At 65.8% G+C, this 19,120-nt stretch carries 16 protein-coding genes; 10 read left to right on the forward strand and 6 right to left on the reverse strand.

What is annotated here, in order from left to right:
- Nucleotides 1-42: 42 nt before the first annotated feature.
- The 5 genes from LZ585_RS11570 to LZ585_RS11590 form a co-directional block, all read right to left on the reverse strand.
- On the reverse strand, nt 43-1,569 hold the full coding sequence (locus LZ585_RS11570; protein WP_390625067.1) for a Ppx/GppA family phosphatase: 1,527 nt from the start codon (nt 1,567-1,569) through the stop codon (nt 43-45).
- 58 nt (nt 1,570-1,627) lie between these two features.
- Nucleotides 1,628-3,793 carry an RNA degradosome polyphosphate kinase gene (locus tag LZ585_RS11575; protein WP_234853714.1) on the reverse strand — a complete coding sequence of 722 codons (2,166 nt, stop codon included), beginning with the start codon at nt 3,791-3,793 and terminating at the stop codon, nt 1,628-1,630.
- A 25-nt stretch (nt 3,794-3,818) separates the two neighbouring features.
- Nucleotides 3,819-4,517 (reverse strand): P-loop NTPase family protein, encoded by a 699-nt coding sequence (locus LZ585_RS11580; RefSeq protein WP_234853715.1) that lies wholly within the window; start codon nt 4,515-4,517, stop codon nt 3,819-3,821.
- Nucleotides 4,518-5,732, reverse strand: a complete 1,215-nt coding sequence (locus LZ585_RS11585; RefSeq protein ID WP_234853716.1) for an AI-2E family transporter — start codon at nt 5,730-5,732, stop codon at nt 4,518-4,520.
- 78 nt (nt 5,733-5,810) lie between these two features.
- On the reverse strand, nt 5,811-6,776 hold the full coding sequence (locus LZ585_RS11590) for a glycosyltransferase family 8 protein (protein ID WP_234853717.1): 966 nt from the start codon (nt 6,774-6,776) through the stop codon (nt 5,811-5,813).
- A 115-nt stretch (nt 6,777-6,891) separates the two neighbouring features.
- On the opposite strand from LZ585_RS11590, the gene proS reads away from it, so the two are divergent.
- The 7 genes from proS (at nt 6,892) to LZ585_RS11625 (ending at nt 14,120) form a co-directional block, all read left to right on the forward strand.
- Entirely contained in the window at nt 6,892-8,253 is a 1,362-nt protein-coding gene (gene proS, locus LZ585_RS11595) for a proline--tRNA ligase (protein ID WP_234853718.1), read from the forward strand.
- A complete protein-coding gene (locus LZ585_RS11600) occupies nt 8,250-8,741 on the forward strand; it encodes a DUF2937 family protein (RefSeq protein ID WP_234853719.1) in 492 nt (163 codons plus the stop codon). Before proS ends, LZ585_RS11600 begins: the two co-directional genes overlap by 4 nt.
- Nucleotides 8,742-8,855: 114 nt before the next feature.
- A complete protein-coding gene (locus LZ585_RS11605; RefSeq protein ID WP_234853720.1) occupies nt 8,856-10,040 on the forward strand; it encodes an ABC transporter substrate-binding protein in 1,185 nt (394 codons plus the stop codon).
- Between the two features lie 112 nt (nt 10,041-10,152).
- On the forward strand, nt 10,153-10,935 hold the full coding sequence (locus tag LZ585_RS11610; protein ID WP_234853721.1) for an ABC transporter ATP-binding protein: 783 nt from the start codon (nt 10,153-10,155) through the stop codon (nt 10,933-10,935).
- The gene (locus tag LZ585_RS11615) at nt 10,932-11,765 is read left to right on the forward strand and encodes an ABC transporter ATP-binding protein (protein WP_234853722.1); all 834 of its coding nucleotides are present in this window, start codon (nt 10,932-10,934) and stop codon (nt 11,763-11,765) included. The genes LZ585_RS11610 and LZ585_RS11615 overlap by 4 nt, the downstream gene beginning before the upstream one ends.
- A 3-nt stretch (nt 11,766-11,768) precedes the next feature.
- Entirely contained in the window at nt 11,769-12,776 is a 1,008-nt protein-coding gene (locus LZ585_RS11620) for a branched-chain amino acid ABC transporter permease (RefSeq protein WP_234853723.1), read from the forward strand.
- Nucleotides 12,777-12,788: 12 nt separating this feature from the next.
- On the forward strand, nt 12,789-14,120 hold the full coding sequence (locus LZ585_RS11625) for a branched-chain amino acid ABC transporter permease (protein ID WP_234853724.1): 1,332 nt from the start codon (nt 12,789-12,791) through the stop codon (nt 14,118-14,120).
- 80 nt (nt 14,121-14,200) lie between these two features.
- On the opposite strand, the gene LZ585_RS11630 is transcribed toward LZ585_RS11625, so the two are convergent.
- Complete coding sequence (locus LZ585_RS11630) at nt 14,201-14,728, reverse strand: CAP domain-containing protein (RefSeq protein WP_234853725.1); 528 nt, start codon at nt 14,726-14,728, stop codon at nt 14,201-14,203.
- A 100-nt stretch (nt 14,729-14,828) separates the two neighbouring features.
- Here LZ585_RS11630 and guaA point away from each other — a divergent pair, with 100 nt between their 5' ends.
- The 3 genes from guaA to LZ585_RS11645 all read left to right on the forward strand — a co-directional run bounded on the left by guaA (nt 14,829) and on the right by LZ585_RS11645 (nt 19,120).
- Nucleotides 14,829-16,403, forward strand: a complete 1,575-nt coding sequence (guaA, locus tag LZ585_RS11635) for a glutamine-hydrolyzing GMP synthase (RefSeq protein WP_234853726.1) — start codon at nt 14,829-14,831, stop codon at nt 16,401-16,403.
- A gap of 27 nt (nt 16,404-16,430) precedes the next feature.
- Complete coding sequence (locus tag LZ585_RS11640) at nt 16,431-17,237, forward strand: GNAT family N-acetyltransferase (RefSeq protein ID WP_234853727.1); 807 nt, start codon at nt 16,431-16,433, stop codon at nt 17,235-17,237.
- A gap of 65 nt (nt 17,238-17,302) precedes the next feature.
- Complete coding sequence (locus tag LZ585_RS11645; RefSeq protein WP_234853728.1) at nt 17,303-19,120, forward strand: M3 family oligoendopeptidase; 1,818 nt, start codon at nt 17,303-17,305, stop codon at nt 19,118-19,120.

The raw sequence follows: 19,120 nt of genomic DNA on the forward strand, positions 1-19,120 counted from the left end.
AAGGATGCGTGAATTCCGCAAGGCGCTGAATCGCGGCAAGATCTAGACGATAGCGCCTTCCAGACCAAGTGCCCCGCACAGCGACCGGAACCGCGCCTCGGCCACTTCGCCCATCAGCTTGCGGCCGGTGGGGGTCAGGTGCAGGCGCAGTTCCCCGTTTTCGCAGGTCAGGCGCCCGGCATCGGCAGGATCGTCCAACGCCAGCATCGCGCCAAAGCGCATGGCCTTGCCCAGAACCTCGGCATCGTTGATCTGCGCGCCCGACAGCAGCTTGAACAAGGGCGCCATGAGGGAACCCGCGCGGCTGTTCTTGTATCGATGCAGCAGGGCCAGCCCCAGGAACACGCGCTCGGGATGAGACAGCGCGGCCATGTTGGCGCGGGTGACATTGTCGAAGCAGGCCTCGGCCCGGTAATCGGGATGGGCGCGCCAGCTTGTGTCGTGCAAAAGGCAGGCTGCGCGGATCAGGCGGTCTTGTTCCGGCGGCGCGTTTGCGAACAGCGGTTGCAGGAACTGATACAGCTTCTTGCCCGATCCCGGCATCCGGGCCATCTGGCGTTCCGTAAACCGTGCGGCCTCGATCAGGGGGTCGCGCTTGCGCAGGCTGTCGGGCATCTGTTCGTACAACAGGCCCTCGCGGATGCCATAGCTGCTGACGGCCAGTTCGGTGGGCGCGAACGTCTCGGCCAGTTGCAGCAGCACCTGAGAGGCCAGCGGCACCAACTCCATGCGAGAGGTCGAGATCCCCACCTGCGCGCGCAGATCGTTCAGCTCATGCGCGCCGATCCAGGCGACCGTGTCGGCCACAGCCGCGGGCGTCATGCGGTATTCGTGCAATACCGTCATGGGATAGCCCACGCGTTCCATGTCCAGCCGGGCAATGGCGCGCCAGCTGCCGCCGACCAGATAGATGCGCTCGTGATGGGTGCCCATGACCTGGGCCAGTTCCGCCATCACCTTCCTGATATGCTTGCGCAGCCCGTCCTTGCCGCCCGGCACCTGCTGCAGGCGGAAGGGGCCAAGCTGGGACGAGACGCGTCGGCCCACCTGCCCGTCCGCGACCTCGGCCAGCTCCATCGAGTTGCCGCCGATGTCGCAAACCAGCCCGCGCGCGTCCGGCCAGCCCAGCAGCACGCCTTGGGCGGACAGGCGGGCTTCCTCCTCTCCGTCGATGACCCACATCTTGATGCCGGTTTCGCGTTCGACGCGGGCCTGGAATTCGGGGCCGTCCGCCGCCTCGCGCACGGCGGCGGTGGCCACGCAGGTCAGCGGGTCGATGTCCATGCCCTTGGCAAGCGCCGCAAAGCGTTGCAAGGCGGCAAAGCCCCGCTGGACGCCTTCGGGGTTCAGGCGGCCGGTCTGGGCCATCTTGGCCCCCAACCCGGCCATGACCTTTTCGTTATAGAAATAGGCGGGCGAGCGCGCCGCGCCGTCAAAGACCACCAGCCGGATCGAGTTCGATCCCACATCGACCACCCCCACCCGCGAAAGGGCCCGCTTGGGCAAGGTCGCGAACATCTTGCCGAAAGGCTCGATCTTCTTGCCGGTCGTTGTCCGCACGCCGTTCATCGCGCCTCTCCTGCATGGGTCGCATCGCATTTGTTAATGACCCGCCGTGACGGGGGCGTCAATCATTCGAATGGGTCAGTGCCGGAACGTCGCCGGCCCCCGCCGTGCCCCGCCCCGACAGCGACGGATGGTCCATGAAGAAGCGGTGACAGTTGAACAGGTCGTCCCGCCCGTCGGGAAGATAGCGCACGAACCGGCCATCGGGTTGCAACAACCAGCTTTGCGCCTCGTCCGCCATGTTGGCGGCCATGATCTGGCTGACGATCTGCGCCTTAACGGTTTCGTTCACGCATTCGACAAGGGTTTCGACCCGGCGGTTCAGGTTGCGGTCCATCCAGTCGGCCGAACTGATGAACACCCGCGCCCGTTTCGACGGCAGGCCATGGCCGTTGCCGAAGCACACGATGCGCGAATGTTCCAGGTATCGCCCGACGATGGATTTGACGCGGATGTTTTCCGACAAGCCCCGGATGCCTGGACGGATTCCGCAAATGCCGCGCACGACAAGGCTGATCCTGACGCCCGCGCTGCTTGCGGCATACAACGCGTCGATCACGTCCTTTTCGATCAGCGAGTTCATCTTGGCCCAGATCGCCGCCGGACGGCCCTGCCGGGCCAGTTCCGCCTCTCGCCCGATCAGGGACAGCAGCCGGTCCTTGAGGTCGATGGGGGATATCGAAATGTTTTCCAGGCCCACGGGCTGAACATAGCCCGACAGGTAGTTGAACACCTTGGTGGCGTCGCGGCCCAGTGCCGGATCGCAGGTGAACAGCGACAGGTCGGTATAGATGCGCGCCGTGATCGGGTGATAGTTGCCGGTCCCGTAGTGGGTATAGGTGACAAGGTTGTCGCCTTCGCGCCGCACCACCGTGCTGATCTTGGCGTGCGTCTTGTAGTTGATGAAGCCATAGACGACATGGGCGCCCGCCCGTTCCAGACGGCGCGACTGGCGGATGTTCGCGGCCTCGTCAAAGCGAGCCTTCAGTTCGACCAGGGCCGTGACCGACTTGCCGGATTCGGCGGCCTCGCATAGGGCCTCGACGATCGTGCTGTCGCGGCTGGTGCGATACAGCGTCTGCTTGATCGCCAGCACATTGGGGTCACGTGCCGCCTGCGCCAGGAAACGGACCACCATGTCGAAGGTCTCGTAGGGGTGGTGCAGCAGCATATCCTTGTGCTTGATGGCCGCGAACATGTCGCCGTCGTGGTCCTGCACCCGTTCGGGAACGCGCGGGGTAAAGGCGGGCCACAGCAGGTCGCGGCGGGTGTCCAGCACCAGTTCGGACAGGTCGGCCACGCCCAGCAGGCCTTCGACCTCGATCACCTCGTCGGGGCCGACCTCCAGTTCCTCCATGATCAGGCGGCGCAGGCGGTCGGGGGCGCCGCGCGTGATCTTCAGCCGGATGACGCTGCCCCGGCGGCGGCGCTTCAGCGCGGTCTCGAACTCGCGGACCAGATCCTCGGCTTCCTCCTCGACTTCGAGGTCGCTGTCGCGCAGCACGCGAAAGGCGCAATGACCCGTGTCGCGATAGCCGGGAAACAGCGACGACAGGTGCATCAGCAGCAGATCCTCCAGCCGGAAGAACCGCTCGCTGCCCGGCAGGGAAATGAACCGGTTGAGCTGCGCAGGGATCGGCAGCAGCGCCTGCATCTGCCGCCCGTCGGTTTCGCGCGCCAGTTCCAGCGCCAGCGAAAAACCGGCATTGGGGATGAAGGGGAACGGATGGGCGGGGTCGATGGCCAGGGGGGACAGGACCGGAAAGACCTTGCGTTCGAAATGATCGTGCAGGAATTCCTCCTCGGCGCGCGTCAGGCGGGACCGGGACAGGATGACGATGCCCGCTTCCTCCATTTCCCGGCGGATGCGGTTCCAGACGCCTTGCTGCGCGCCCATTAGGCGGCGGGCGTCGGCGTTGATCATCGCAAGCTGTTCGGCAGGCGTCAGCCCGTCGTCCGAGGGGGTGGCATTCCCTTCCCGCACCAGTTCGCGCAGGCCCGCGACACGGACGGTATAGAATTCGTCCAGGTTGGTCGCGCTGATCGACACGAAGCGCAGCCGTTCCAGCAGCGGCACGCGGGGATTGCGCGCCTCGTCCAGGACGCGCCAGTTGAAGGACAGCCAGCTGATTTCCCGGTTGAAGAAGCGCGCGCCGTTCTGGGGGACGCCTTCGGGCAAGTCCTGCGGTTCGGGAAAGGGGGTCCGAAGAAAATCGGCTTGCGTCATGGTCCTGGCCTTCAAAGCGGATGAATCAGGTCTCGGTGTCGGATAAACCGTGCAGCAGTTCGGCGGCAATGCGCCGCGTGATCGGCCGCTTGTCGGCCATGGCGGCCTGGTCGATGGCGGCGACCAGGCGACGCGCCAGGCCCAGGTCGCGCGGCATATGCAGGACCAGCCAGTCGATCAGGTCGGCGGGCACCGCCTGCTGGCGGTCGGCGAACAGCTTGACCAGCACGGCGGCCAGCAGCGATTCATCGGGCGGCCCCAGCCGGACCTGGGGCATCGCGTCCATGCGCGAGCGCAGGTCGGGCAGCACCAGGCCCCAGTCGCGCGGCGGGGTGCGGGCCGTCAGCAGCAGCAGGCAATCGCGCGGCGCGCACAGGTTCCACAGGTGGAACAGCGCCTGTTCGGCCCCCGCCGCCCGGCCCGCACGGTCGGCATCCTCGATCACCAAGGCACCGCCCTCGGGGGCAAGCCCGTCCGCCGCGTCGGGACGCAGGGCCGAGGCCTTGATCCGCCGCGCGCCGTTTTCCGCCGCCCAGAACGCCGCCAGATGCGACTTGCCCGCGCCCTCGGGCCCGATCAGCAGCATCCGCCCCAGCGGCCAGTCCTGCGGCGCATCCAAGGCCGCAAGCGCCGCCCGGTTCGCGGGCGCGGGCAGGAAATCGGCGCGCGAATGGGCCGGCGGCGTGGTCAGGTCCAGCGTCAGTTGCCGAGAACTCGCGCCCATCTATCCCACGTCAGGATGCTTGCGGGCGATTTCCTCGCGCATGATCTCGATCTGGCCCTGGGCGCGGTTCTGGTCGGCGCGGATGCGCGCCTCGCGGATGGTGTTGGACACGGTGCCTTGGGGCACGATCTCGACCAGCATCGGCTGGCCCGGGTCGGGGGGCAGCGCCTGGCCGGTGAACAGTGCGCTTTCTTGATACCGCTGCGTCAGGAACCGCCCGACCACTCCGAGGGCCGCGGCCAGCGGAACCGCCATGACCATGCCCACGAAACCGAACAGCGCGCCAAAGACTGACAAGGCCAGCAGCAGCCAGACCGGGTGCAGGCCGACATGGTGGCCGACGATCTTGGGTTGCAGATAATTGCCCTCGACGATCTGGCCGATGGCAAAGATCGCCACCACCAGGCCGATGAACAGCGGATCGCCCCAGAAGCTGAACAAGGCGACCCCGATCGCCGTCGCCCCCCCGATCAGCACGCCCACATAGGGGATGAAGGACAACAGCGCCGCCATTACCCCGATGAAGAAGCCAAAGGGCAGGCCCACGATCATCAGCCCGATGGCATACCAGGTGCCCAGGATCAGCATCACCAGCCCCTGCCCGCGCACGAAGCCCGACAGCGCCTCGTCGATTTCCCGCGACAGGCGGCGCAGCGTCGGCGCGTGTTCGCGGGGCAACAGCGTGTCCACCCGGTCAACCAGATGGTCCCAGTCCAGCAGCAGGTAGAAGGCCACCACCGGCACGATCACCAGGATCGCGATGGCGCTGATGATGCCGCCCACGGACGACAGCAGCCTGGACGCCAGCGTGCCCATCTGTTCGCCCATGGCCGCGCCAAGGTCGGTCAATGCCGTGCCCACATCGCCATTGACGGGCAAAAGCTCGGGGAACCGGGCGGACAGGAACAGGCGCGCCTGTTCCAGCATGGTGGGCGCGGTCTCGATCAGCGAAGTCGCCTGGCGCAGCATGACCGGCACAACCAGCAGCACCACCCCTGCGAAGGCCAGGACAGCGGCCACCGTGATGACCACCACCGACATGACCCGCGACAGGCCCGACCGTTCCAGCCGGTCGGCCACCGGATCCAGCAGATAGGCCACGCCCGCGCCCAGGATAAAGGGCAGGATCGCGTTCCCCAGCAGCCACATCGCCAGCAACAGCGCAACGGCGGCCACGCCCCACCACATCAGTTGCTTGTGTATCGGTATGCGCATTGCCGGTTCCTGACGGATTGTTGGGGTGGAATGTGACCGTGCCGCGCGGCAGTTGCAAGAACCCTTGCCCGCCAGGGATCAGCGGGGATCGACCAGGGTGTATTCGTCGTCAAAGCGGCCCAGGTAATCCAGCATCCGCCCCGCGGCCCGCCATTGGCGAAACAGGCTGCGCCCCAGTTGGCGGCGCGTGGGCCAATAACAGCGGTCGGCCTGCGCGGGACGCGGCGCGGCGGGAAAATGTTCGGCCAGGAACGCGCCATAGGGCGCGCGCCACCGCATCGGGACGATTCCCGCCGAACGGTCCAGCCAGGGCTTTGTCGGGCCGATGAAATGGACCATGCAGGGTTCCGCCATCCCGGCAAGGTGGCTGGATGCCCAGGTGAACTGCCAGTTCCATTGGGGGCTGATCTCGGCCCATTCCCCGTGCAGCGTGCCGTTCAAGAGCGCTTGGTCGCGGCCCAGGCCCTTCAGATGCTGGCGGGCGAAACCTGCGCAGCGTGCGGACAGATCCTGGGCGGTCCAGGCCGCAAGGTCGATCATCACCACCCCGGAATTGAAATAAGGCGCCGCCGACCAGCCAAGCCGGCGAAAATCGGGCACGCGCTTGGCTGGGTTGCGCCACTGGCGGTTGTCGCGCACCGCCGCGACCGCCCGCCCGCCCATGTCGGCGGCCATCAGCCGCGCCGGATCGCCGCGTTCGTAAAGGATGTCGGCATCCAGCACCAGGATGCGCCGATAGACCCCGCCCAGGGCCGAGGCGAGAAACACGCTCATGTAGGCGGCAAGGCTGCGCCTGCCGTCCAGCGGCAGCGCATCCTCGACCAGCGGCAGGCGAGCGGCGACATGGCCGATATTGGCGGCGGACAGAACATGCGGCAGCTCCAACGGCTCGGGCGATCCGATCAGGATGTCGCAGGCGGGCGCGCGTGCCGCCAGTTGCAGCGCCAGGACGGACGCATAAGGCAGGTAATTGCCGTCGCAGGCGACGATGACTGCGCAATCATGGCGGGGTGTCCAGCCGGGTGCGAAGACTGGTATGGGCATCGGACATTCCCTTTCATGCGAAACCCGGTCGGGGCGGGATTGGCGCCGATCAGCCATCTTGCCCCGCCTGTCCCCTTTGCCATACACGAGACGGCAAACGAAGGAAGGTATTCTCATGCGGCTGTCGCGCTATTTCCTGCCCGTCCTCAAGGAAGATCCGAAAGAAGCGCAGATCGTCAGCCACCGGCTGATGCTGCGCGCCGGAATGATCAAGCAGCAGGCCGCGGGGATCTATTCCTGGCTGCCGCTGGGCTTTAAGGTGCTGAACCGCATCCAGCAGATCGTTCACGAGGAACAGCAGCGCGCGGGCCATATCCCGCTGCTGATGCCGACCCTGCAACCGGCGGACCTGTGGCGTGAATCCGGCCGTTACGACGATTACGGCGAGGAAATGCTGCGCCTGCAGGACCGCCACAAGCGCGACCTGCTGTATGGTCCCACGAACGAGGAGATGATCACCGACATCTTCCGGTCCCATGTGAACAGCTACAAGGATCTGCCCCTGACGCTGTATCACATCCAGTGGAAGTTCCGCGACGAGATCCGCCCCCGCTTTGGCGTGATGCGCGGGCGCGAGTTCCTGATGAAGGACGGCTACAACTTCGACCTGAACAGGGACGCGGCGCTGCACGCCTATAACCGGCATCTGGTCAGCTATCTGCGCAGCTACGAACGCATGGGCCTGCAGGCGATCCCGATGCGCGCGGACGGCGGGCCGATCGGCGGGGATTACACGCATGAATTCCTGGTCCTGGCGGAAACCGGGGAATCCGAGGTTTTCTATGACAGCCAGATCACCGACCTGACCTTTGGCGACCGGCAGATCGATTACGACAGCGTCGAGCAATGCCAAGCCGTGCTGGAGGAGTTCACCAGCCGCTATGCCCACACGGATGAAACCCATGACGAGGCGGTCTTTGCCCAGGTGCCGGAAGAACGCCGCCGCACCGCGCGCGGGATCGAGGTGGGCCAGATCTTCTATTTCGGCACCAAGTATTCCGAGGCCATGGGCGCCACCGTCGTCGGTCCCGATGGGGCCCGAGTGCCCGTCGAAATGGGCAGCCACGGCATCGGCGTGTCCCGCCTGCTGGGCGCCATCATCGAGGCCAACCACGACGACCGCGGCATCATCTGGCCCGAAGGCGTGACCCCCTTCCATGTCGGCATCGTCAACCTGAAACAGGGCGACAATTCCACCGACAGCGCCTGCAATGCGATCTATGCGGAATTGCAGGCGCGGGGGCTGGATCCGCTGTATGACGACCGCGACGACCGGGCGGGGGCGAAATTCGCCACGATGGATCTGATCGGCCTGCCCTGGCGGATCACGGTCGGCCCGCGCGGGCTGGCAGCCAACGAGGTCGAGCTGACCAACCGCCGCACGGGCGCGACCGAGGAAATCTCGCCCAAGGACGCCATCGCGCGGCTGGAACAGGTCTATGCCCCCGTGCTGGGCCTGAAGGTGCAGGACAAGTGATCGGGTTCCTGCGGCTGGCGGTGGCGGTCTGTTGCGCCATCGTCCTGTCGCAGTTCCCGGCCTTCTCGGACCAGTATGTCCAGCGGCTTGGTGGGCAGGTCGATGCCCTGTCCCGCGTTGCGGAGGAATTCGACATCAGCGCCCAGGCCGCAGGCTTGACCCGCGATCAGGCCTTGGCGGACCTGGGGGGCAGCACCTTCCGCGATGCCCATCGGGACAATATGCGCGATGTCTTTACCCGCCTGGACCGCACGCGCGGCGACCTGCAGATGCTGCGGATCGCGGGCCCGCTGGAACGGATGCTGCTTCCCCATCGCCTGCGCGATCCCGAAACGCTGGCAGCGGCCTGGGGTGATTTCAGGCCCGCCGTGCCGGTGACGGCTGCGGGGCTGTGGGCGGCGGGCATCGGGCTGGCGCTTGGCTGGCTGCTGACCGCCCTGCCCGGCCTGATCTTCCGCCGCCAGCAAGACAGGCTCGGCTGGCGCTAACCCTGCGTAACCCAACCATAAAGTCAGGCTTTGTTGACAATATCGTGCTTTTCTTTTGGGCAAGGCGCTTCTAACGTGCCCGTCAGGACATTGTTCCAACTGGGAGACAAAGTAATGAAAAAACTTCTTCTGGCCACTGCTGCCGGCGCATTGCTGGCCGGTGCCGCATCCGCCGAGGAGATCAAGCTGGGCATGTCGCTGGGCTTTACCGGCCCGCTGGAATCCATGGCCCCCGGAATGCGGTCGGGCGCCGAACTGGCCATGAAAGAGGTCAGCGATTCCGGCCTGCTTCTGGACGGATCGACTGTGATTCCGGTCCAGGGCGATTCAACCTGCACCGACGCCGCAGCCGCCACCGCGACCGTGGAACGCCTGATCACCGCCGAAGGGGTCAAGGGCATCGTCGGCGGAATGTGTTCGGGCGAGGCGATCGCGTCCTTGCAGAACGTGGCCGTTCCGAACGGCGTGGTGATGATCTCGCCTTCTGCAACCTCGCCCGCGCTGTCCACGATCGAGGATAACGGCCTGTTCTTCCGCACCTCGCCGTCCGACGCCCGCCAGGGCGAGGTGATGGCCGAGATCATGATGGAAAAGGGCATCAAGAACGCCGCCATCACCTATACCAACAACGATTACGGCAAGGGGCTGGCCGACGCCTTCGCGGCGGCCTTCCAGGAAAAGGGCGGCACCGTGACGGTGAACAGCGCCCATGACGACGGAAAGGCCGACTATTCGGCCGAGGTCGCGGCCCTTGCGGCGGCGGGCGGCGACGCGCTTGTCGTCGCGGGCTATGTCGATCAGGGCGGTTCGGGCGTGGTGCGCGCAGCACTGGATACCGGCGCCTTTGACACCTTCGTCTTCCCCGACGGCATGGTCGGCCAGGCCCTGGTCGACAACTTCGGCGACGAGATCAGCGGCAGCTTTGGCCAGAACCCCGCAGCCGAGGGCGAGGGCCGCGAGAAGTTCCTGGAACTGGCCGAGGCCGCCGGTTTCGACGGCACCAGCGCCTATTCCGCCGAAGCCTATGACGCGGCCGCGCTGATGCTGCTGTCCATGGCCGCCGCCAAGTCCAGCGATCCCAATGTCTGGAAGAACAACGTGATGGATGTCGCCAACGAACCGGGCGAAAAGATCCTGCCGGGCGAACTGGCCAAGGGTCTGGAGATCCTGAACGGCGGCGGCGACATCGACTATGTCGGCGCCTCGTCCATCGAGATGGTGGGCGCGGGCGAGACCGCTGGCGTTTACCGCGAGGTGTCTTTCGACAACGGCGAAATGACTGTTGTCGGCTATCGCTGACGTGTAAAGAATGCTCTGGCCCGGCAGCCTAACGGTTGCCGGGCCATTTTTCATGACAAAAGCCGCAGAATGCGGTCACACTTCACCAATGGCGTGAAGACGGGGTGAACGAATGATCAGGGTCGAAGACCTTCACCGGCATTTCGGGGGCTTCCGCGCCGTCGACGGCGCCAGCCTGACCATCGAGACCGGCTCGATCACCGGGCTGATCGGCCCGAACGGCGCGGGCAAGTCCACGCTGTTCAATGTGATCGCGGGCGTTCTGCCGCCGACAACGGGCCGTGTCTTCATGGATGGCGAGGATATCACCGGCCTGCCGCCGCACAAGCTGTTCCACAAGGGGCTGCTGCGCACCTTCCAACTTGCGCATGAGTTCTCGTCCATGACCGTCCGAGAGAACCTGATGATGGTGCCGGCCGCGCAGTCGGGCGAGACGATCTGGAAGACATGGTTCCAGCGCGGCCGGATCGAGCGCGAGGAAGCCGCCCTGCGCAAGCGCGCAGACGAGGTTCTGGACTTCCTGACCATCCGCCATTTGACCCACGAAAAGGCCGGCAACCTGTCGGGTGGGCAAAAGAAGCTGCTGGAACTGGGCCGCACCATGATGGTCGATGCCAAGGTGGTCTTCCTGGACGAGGTCGGCGCGGGCGTGAACCGCACCCTGCTCATGACCATCGCCGACGCGATCATCCGGCTGAACAAGGAACGCGGCTATACCTTCTGCGTGATCGAGCATGACATGGATTTCATCGGCAAGCTGTGCGACCCGGTGATCGTCATGGCCGAAGGCAAGGTGCTGGCCCGAGGCAGCGCCGCCGACATCATGAAGAACGAGGCCGTGATCGAGGCCTATCTGGGCACCGGCCTGAAAAACAAGGACATGGTGGGCGCATGAGCGATCAGGACGAAGTCTTCGGCAAGCGGGGCAACCGCGACCTGTCGATCGTGAACCCCGGCGGGCGCGGCACCATCGACGGCACCCGCCGTTCCGGCCCCGTGGGACCGGGACATTCGGGCGACCCCTTCCTGATCGGCGAAAACATGACCGGCGGCTATGGCAAGGGCGCCGATATCCTGCATGATTGCACCATCGCCGTGGAACAGGGCCAGATCGCCGTGATCGTCGGCCCCAACGGCGCGGGCAAGTCCACCGCCATGAAGGCCATCTTCGGGATGCTGAACCTGCGCAAGGGCAGCGTGCGGCTGAACGGGCGCGACATCACCGCCCTGAACCCTCAGGACCGCGTCAAGGCAGGCATGGGCTTCGTGCCGCAGGTCAACAACATCTTCCCGTCCATGACGGTCGAGGAAAACCTGGAAATGGGGGCCTATATCCGGGGCGACGACATCCGCCGCACCATGGAACAGGTGTATGAACTGTTCCCTGCCGTCGCCGCCAAGCGGCGTCAGGCTGCGGGCGAACTGTCCGGCGGGCAGCGCCAGCAGGTGGCCGTGGGCCGCGCGCTGATGACCCAGCCGTCGGTGCTGATGCTGGACGAACCGACGGCGGGCGTCAGCCCCATCGTCATGGACGAGCTGTTCGACCGCATCATTGCCATCGCCCGGGGCGGTCTTCCGGTGCTGATGGTCGAACAGAACGCCAAGCAGGCGATGATGATCGCCGACAAGGCCTATGTCCTGGTGCAGGGCGCGAACGCCCATACCGGCACCGGCCACGACTTGATGCAAAACGACGAGGTGCGGCGCACCTTCCTGGGGGGCTGAACCTTGGATATCCTCAACGCCCTTGTGGCGGTCCTGAACTTCGTCTTCATCCCCGCCGCGGCCTATGGCGCGCAGTTGGCGCTTGGTGCGCTTGGGGTGACGCTGATCTATGCGATCCTGCGGTTTTCGAACTTCGCCCATGGCGACACCATGGCCTTCGGCACCGCCGTCACGATCCTGACGACTTGGGGGCTGCAATCGCTGGGGGTGACGCTGGGTGTGCTGCCCACCGCGCTGCTGGCCCTGCCGGTGGGGATCGCGGCGACGGCCCTTCTGGTGCTGGGCACGGATCGGGCGGTCTACAGGTTCTATCGCGCGCAAAAGGCCGCGCCGATCATCTTCGTCATGGCCTCGGTGGGCGTGATGTTCGTGATGAACGGGCTGACGCGCCTGATCATCGGCGTGGACGACCAGCGCTTCGACGACGGCGCCCGCTTCATCATCAACGTCCGCGATTTCCGGGAATGGTCGGGCCTGACCGAGGGGCTGGCCCTGCGGTCCACCCAGGCGCTGACGGTGATCGTCACGGTGATCGTCTGCGCGGCGCTGTTCTGGTTCCTGAACCGCACCAAGTCCGGCAAGGCCATGCGCGCCTATTCCGACAACGAGGATCTGGCGCTGCTCTCGGGCATCGACCCCGAACGCGTGGTGCGCCTGACCTGGATCATCGGCGCCGGGCTGATGACCATCGCGGGCGTGCTGTACGGGCTGGACAAGTCCTTCCGCCCCTTCAACTATTTCCAGATCCTGCTGCCGATCTTTGCCGCAGCCATCGTGGGGGGCCTGGGTAATCCCGTGGGCGCCATCGCGGGCGGCTTCCTGGTGGCATTCTCCGAGGTTGCCGTGACCTACCCTTGGGTCAAGGTCGCGGGCTATCTGTTCCCGGACTGGCAGCCGGGCGGGCTGCTGCAACTGCTGGGCACCGAATACAAGTTCGCCGTCAGCTTCGTCATCCTGATCGTGGTCCTGCTGTTCCGCCCGACCGGGCTGTTCCGCGGCAAGTCGGTGTAAGGGGGGTCCGTCATGTCAAGCAATCGTCAAGCCGCCGCATCCAATCCCTGGCGCGCGCCCATCCTGTTCGCGGTCCTTGCCGTTCTGTTCCTGCTGGAAGGCACGGTCAGGAACGGCATGTTCTCGGGGTCGTGGAACACCTCGCTGGCGATCCTGAACATGGGCCTGATATCGGCCATCACCGCCTTGGGCGTGAATATGCAATGGGGCTATGCCGGGCTGTTCAACACCGGCGTGGTGGGCTTTCTGGCCATCGGCGGGCTAGCCCCGGTGCTGGTGTCCCTGCCCCCGGTCGAAGGCGCCTGGGCCGCCGGCGGGCCGCGCCTGATCGGGGCGCTGGCCGTGGGCCTGGGCACGCTGGCCCTGGCCAAGATCGCCTATACGCGCACCCGCCGCGCCTGGATCATGGTTCTGGTGCTGATCGGGGGCTTTGTCGCCTATCGCTGGCTGTTCGATCCCGCCGTCACCGCGATCGAGGCCAATGATTCCGCCCGCACCGGCAATATCGGCGGCCTCGGCCTGCCCGTTCTGCTGTCTTGGCTGGTAGGTGGGGCCTTTGCCGCCGCCGCCGCCTGGGCTGTGGGCAAGGTCGCGCTTGGGCTGCGTTCGGATTACCTGGCCATCGCCACGCTGGGCATCGGCGAAATCATCGTCGCCGTCCTGCGGAACGAGGATTGGCTGGCCCGCGGCGTCAAGAACGTCGCCGCGATTCCCCGGCCCGTGCCCTATGAAACCGACCTGCAGCAGAACCCCGCCTTTGTCGACTTCGCCACCAGTTGGGGCTTCAGTGCCGCCGAGGCGTCGGGCATCTGGGTCAAGCTGTGCTATATGTCGCTGTTCCTGGTGGTGCTGCTGTTGGTCATCCTGCTGGCCGAACTGGCGCTGAAGTCGCCATGGGGCCGGATGATGCGCGCCATCCGCGACAACGAGATCGCAGCCGAGGCGATGGGCAAGGACGTGACCGCCCGCCACCTGCAAGTCTTCGTGCTGGGGTCGGCGGTGATCGGCATCGCGGGGGCGATGATGATCACCCTGGACGGGCTGATGGCGCCCAACAGCTATAACCCGCTGCGATACACCTTTCTGATCTGGGTGATGGTCGTAGTCGGCGGGTCGGGCAACAACTGGGGCGCGGTGCTGGGCGCGATCCTGATCTGGTTCCTGTGGATCAAGGTCGAGGTCTGGGGCCCAAACCTGATCGGCGCCCTGGTCGCACCCCTGCCCGACGGCGACATCAAGGCGCATCTGCTTAACAGCGCGGCCCATATGCGCTTCATCGCCATGGGCCTGGTGCTGCTTCTGGTGCTGCGCTTTGCGCCCCGGGGTCTGGTGCCGGAAAAGTAACGGGGCGTGCCGCGCCTTTTGCCTTGACTTGGATATGTCCGCGGGGCCGGGGGCGTAACGCCTTCGGACCTTGCCGCGGATCACCGGCAATTATCGCCCAGAACCACGCTGTAGTAACGCGTCCCGTCCGCGCCGGTGGCATATCCGCTGCCGACCTGGCGGCTGGTCTGGCCCAGCAATTCGGTCCGCTGCGCATCCTGGCGCAGCCAGTTCGCCACCGCGTCCGCCGGGCCGCCACCCCGCCCGACAAGCTGCACCACGCCGCAGGTCGGGTATCCGACCGCCCGCGCCCGGTCCACGACGCTGGACCCGTTCGACCCTTCCACATCGACCCGGCCAAGCGCGGCCATGTCGCAGGCATGGCTTTGCGCGACCTGCTGCAGCAAGGGCGCGCTGTCCAGCAAGGTCTTGCCCTCGGCCTGGCGGGCGGCATTGATGGCCCCGTCCAGCACGGGCGCCACGGTCGCATCGCCTTGGCAGGACGCCGCCAGGGCTTGCTCGACCGGGGGTTCCGGCTGGCCCCAGGGCAGCGTCAGGGCCGGTTCCTGCCCGCAGGCAGCCAGCAGGGACAAGGCAAGGAACGGGACAAGGGGACGAATGGCGGGCATGAAAACCTCTCTGGTTGACGGCGGAACGCGGGGTTTGCAACGCCAGTTCCGGGCTGCCAAATCCCTTGCACGACGGCATGGGCACGCTTAAAGCGCATCCATGACCCAGCACCAACGCCTTCTGATCATCGACTTCGGATCCCAGGTGACGCAACTGATCGCGCGCCGCCTGCGCGAACTGAACGTCTTTTGCGAAATCCATCCCTATAACCTGCTGACCGACGACATCCTGCGCGGCTTGAACCCGCAGGCCGTGATCCTGTCGGGCGGGCCTGACAGCGTGACCCGCGCGGGCAGCCCCCGCGCGCCCCAGGCCGTGTTCGACCTGGGCGTGCCGGTCTTCGGCATCTGCTATGGCCAGCAGGTGATGATGGAACAACTGGGCGGCGCGGTCGAAGGCGGGCACCACGCGGAATACGGCCGCGCCTTCATCGGCCCGGCGGAAGGCCACAAGGGCGACGGCATCTTCGCAGGCCTGTTCGATGCGACGAACAAGGACAGGGGCCGCGAGGAGGTCTGGATGAGCCATGGCGACCGCGTCACCGCGCTTGCGCCGGGCTTCGAGGTGATCGGCACCTCCCCCAACGCCCCCTTCGCGATGATCGCCGATGAATCCCGCCGTTTCTATGGCGTGCAGTTCCACCCCGAGGTGCATCACACCCCGAACGGGCGCATCATGCTGGAAAACTTCGTCCGGCTGGCGGGATTTACCGGCGACTGGACCATGGCGGGCTATCGCGACGAGGCGATCCGCAAGATCCGCGAGCAGGTCGGCGACAAGAAGGTGATTTGCGGGCTGTCGGGCGGCGTGGACAGTTCCGTCGCCGCCGTCCTGATCCACGAGGCGATCGGCGACCAGCTGACCTGCGTCTTCGTGGACCATGGCCTTCTGCGCCTGAACGAGGCCGAGGAAGTCGTGACCATGTTCCGCGACAACTACAACATCCCCCTGATCCATGCGGATGAATCCGAACTGTTCCTGGGTGCGCTGGAAGGCGTGTCCGACCCCGAGGTCAAGCGCAAGACCATCGGCCGGCTGTTCATCGACGTGTTCCAGCGTTACGCCAGCGGCATCGAGGGGGCCGAGTTCCTGGCGCAAGGCACGCTTTACCCCGACGTGATCGAAAGCGTCAGCTTCAGCGGCGGGCCGTCGGTCACGATCAAGTCGCACCATAATGTCGGCGGCCTGCCCGAGAAGATGGGCCTGAAGCTGGTGGAACCCCTGCGCGAGCTGTTCAAGGACGAGGTTCGTGCCCTTGGCCGAGAACTGGGCCTGCCCGCGAAATTCATTGGCCGCCATCCCTTTCCCGGCCCCGGTCTTGCGATCCGCTGCCCCGGAGAGATCACCCGCGAAAAGCTGGACATCCTGCGCAAGGCCGATGCGGTCTTCATCGACCAGATCCGCAAGCACGGCCTTTACGACGAGATCTGGCAGGCCTTCGTGGCGATCCTGCCGGTCCGCACGGTTGGGGTGATGGGCGACGGGCGGACCTATGATTTTGCCTGTGCGCTGCGGGCCGTGACCTCGGTCGATGGCATGACGGCGGATTACTATCCCTTCACCCACGACTTCCTGGGCGAAACCGCGACGCGGATCATCAACGAGGTCAAGGGCATCAACCGCTGCACCTATGACATCACCTCGAAGCCGCCGGGCACGATCGAGTGGGAATGACCCTTCTGACCCCCTGAAAGGACCATCATGACCTGCCCCTGCGGCCATCATCATTCGCCCCGCCACCATCACGCGGCCACCGGCACGCCCGTCGCGCTGCGCAGGCCGATGGTGGCGCTGACCGGGCGGCTGACCTGCGCGGATGCGGGGCAGATGATGACCGCGCTGTCGCTGCTGCCGGATCACGTCGCGCTCAGCCGCGATGAACCCGGCTGCCTGCGCTTCGAGTTGTGGCAGGACGACGATCCGCTGGTGTGGCACCTGTCCGAACTGTTTGTCGATGCCGATGCCTTTGCCGCCCATGGCAAGCGCACCGCAGACAGCCCCTGGGGCCGGGAAAGCGCAAGCATCGGACGCGATTTCCAGCGCCACGAGGTGATCCCGGTCATCCGCCGCGAAACCCGGCAGGATCTGGACGCCATCGACACCCTGCTGCGCACCGCCTTTGGCGGCGATGCCGAGGCGCGGCTGGTCCGCCAGCTGCGCGAGGATGGCGACCTGTCCTTGTCCCTGGTGGCCGATGCGGCAGGCACCATTGTCGGCCATGCCGCCCTGTCCCCGCTGGGCGCCGATCGCCCCGCCTTTGCGCTTGCCCCCGTTGCGGTCGCACCCAAGGCGCGGCGCCTTGGCATCGGCGCGGCCCTGGTCCGCCAGGCCGTGGCATGGGCGGACGAGGCTTCGGTCGTGGTGCTGGGCGATCCCGGCTATTACGGGCCGCTGGGCTTTCTGCCCGCGCCCCTTGATTCGCCCCATGCAGGGCCGGGCCTGCAGATGATCGGCGATCTGCCACACGGCAGCGCCATCCGCCATGCCGCGGCTTTTGCCGGATTCTAGGATGCCCGCAGACTTGCGCATCGGCCCGGGTGGGTTACATCTGGACCAGCAAGAAAGGGATACCCATGGCAGGACAACCGACCTTTGACGCGCGCGAGCAGGTCACGGACAGTGAATTCGGCATCCTTCCGGCATGGGATCTGTCCGATCTGTATCCCGCGCCGGATTCCGCCGAACTGACCGCCGACATCGCGCAACTGGAAACCGAGGCCGCAGCCTTTGCCGCGCGCTACCAGGGCAAGCTGGCGGACCTGACACCCGCCGAAATGCTGGCCTGCATTGAAACCTATCAGCGCATCGACATCCGCGCCGGGCGGATCATGTCCTATGCCGGGCTGCGCTATTACCAGAACACCACGGATGCGGCGCGCGCCAAGATGATGGGCGACCTGCAAGGTCGGATCACCGACATCACCACGCCGCTGGTCTTCTTCGGCCTTGAATTTAACCGCATCCCGGACACGACCTATGACGCGGTCTTTGCCGCAGCCGACGGACCCGTCCGCTACAAGCCCGTCTTCGACCGGATGCGCGCCATGCGGCCGCACCAGTTGTCCGACGAGTTGGAACAGTTCCTGCACGACACCTCTGTGGTGGGCGCCTCGGCCTGGAACCGGCTGTTCGATGAAACCACCGCCGCCCTGGAATTCGACGTGAACGGCGAAACCCTGGGCCTGGAAGCCACGCTGAACCTGCTGACCGACCATGACCGCGCGAGGCGCGAGGCTGCGGCCCGCGCCCTGGCCCTTGTGTTCACGGAGAACGTCAAGCTGTTCGCGCGCATCCACAACACCCTGGCCAAGGAAAAGGCCATCGAGGACAAGTGGCGCAAGATGCCCACGCCGCAATATGGCCGTCACCTGTCGAACCATGTCGAACCCGAGGTGGTCGAGGCGCTGAGGAATGCCGTCACCGCCGCCTATCCGCGCCTGTCGCATCGTTACTATGCGCTCAAGGCCAAGTGGCTGGGGCTGGACAAGCTGCAGGTCTGGGACCGCAACGCGCCGCTGCCCACCGCCCCCGTCCGCACCATCGACTGGGACGAGGCGCGGACGACGGTGCTGGACGCCTATGCCGGATTTTCACCCCGGTTGGCGGAGCTGGCTGAACCCTTCTTCGACAAGGGCTGGATCGACGCCGCCGTGACGCCCGGCAAGGCCCCCGGCGCCTTCGCGCACCCGACCGTGACCACGGTCCATCCTTATGTGCTGCTGAACTATCTGGGCAAGCCGCGCGACGTGATGACGCTGGCGCATGAACTGGGCCACGGCGTCCACCAGCGGCTGGCCGCGGGACAGGGCGAATTGCTGGCCACAACGCCCCTGACGCTGGCCGAAACCGCCAGCGTCTTCGGCGAGATGCTGACCTTCCGCGCGCTTCTGGCCAAGACCACCGACCCGGCCGAAAAGAAGGCCCTGCTGGCCGGCAAGGTCGAGGACATGATCAACACGGTCGTCCGCCAGATCGCCTTCTATGATTTCGAATGCAAGCTGCACGCCGCCCGGGCCGAAGGGGAATTGACCCCCGACGACATCAACGCGTTGTGGATGTCGGTCCAGCATGAAAGCCTGGGTCCGGTCTTTGACTTCATGCCGGGATACGAGACTTTCTGGACCTATGTCCCGCATTTCGTCCATTCGCCGTTCTACGTCTATGCCTATGCCTTCGGCGACGGATTGGTGAACGCGCTTTATGCGGCATACGAAGACGGGCTGCCGGATTTCCAGCAAAAGTATTTCGACCTGCTGGCGGCGGGCGGATCGAAGCATCACAAGGAACTGCTGGCCCCCTTTGGGCTGGATGCCTCGGACCCTCGGTTCTGGGACAAGGGCTTGTCGATGATCGAGGGGTTCATCGACGAACTTGAAGCCCTGGAACCCTGA

This window comes from Paracoccus everestensis (assembly GCF_021491915.1).
In the GTDB taxonomy this organism is placed as follows: domain Bacteria; phylum Pseudomonadota; class Alphaproteobacteria; order Rhodobacterales; family Rhodobacteraceae; genus Paracoccus; species Paracoccus everestensis.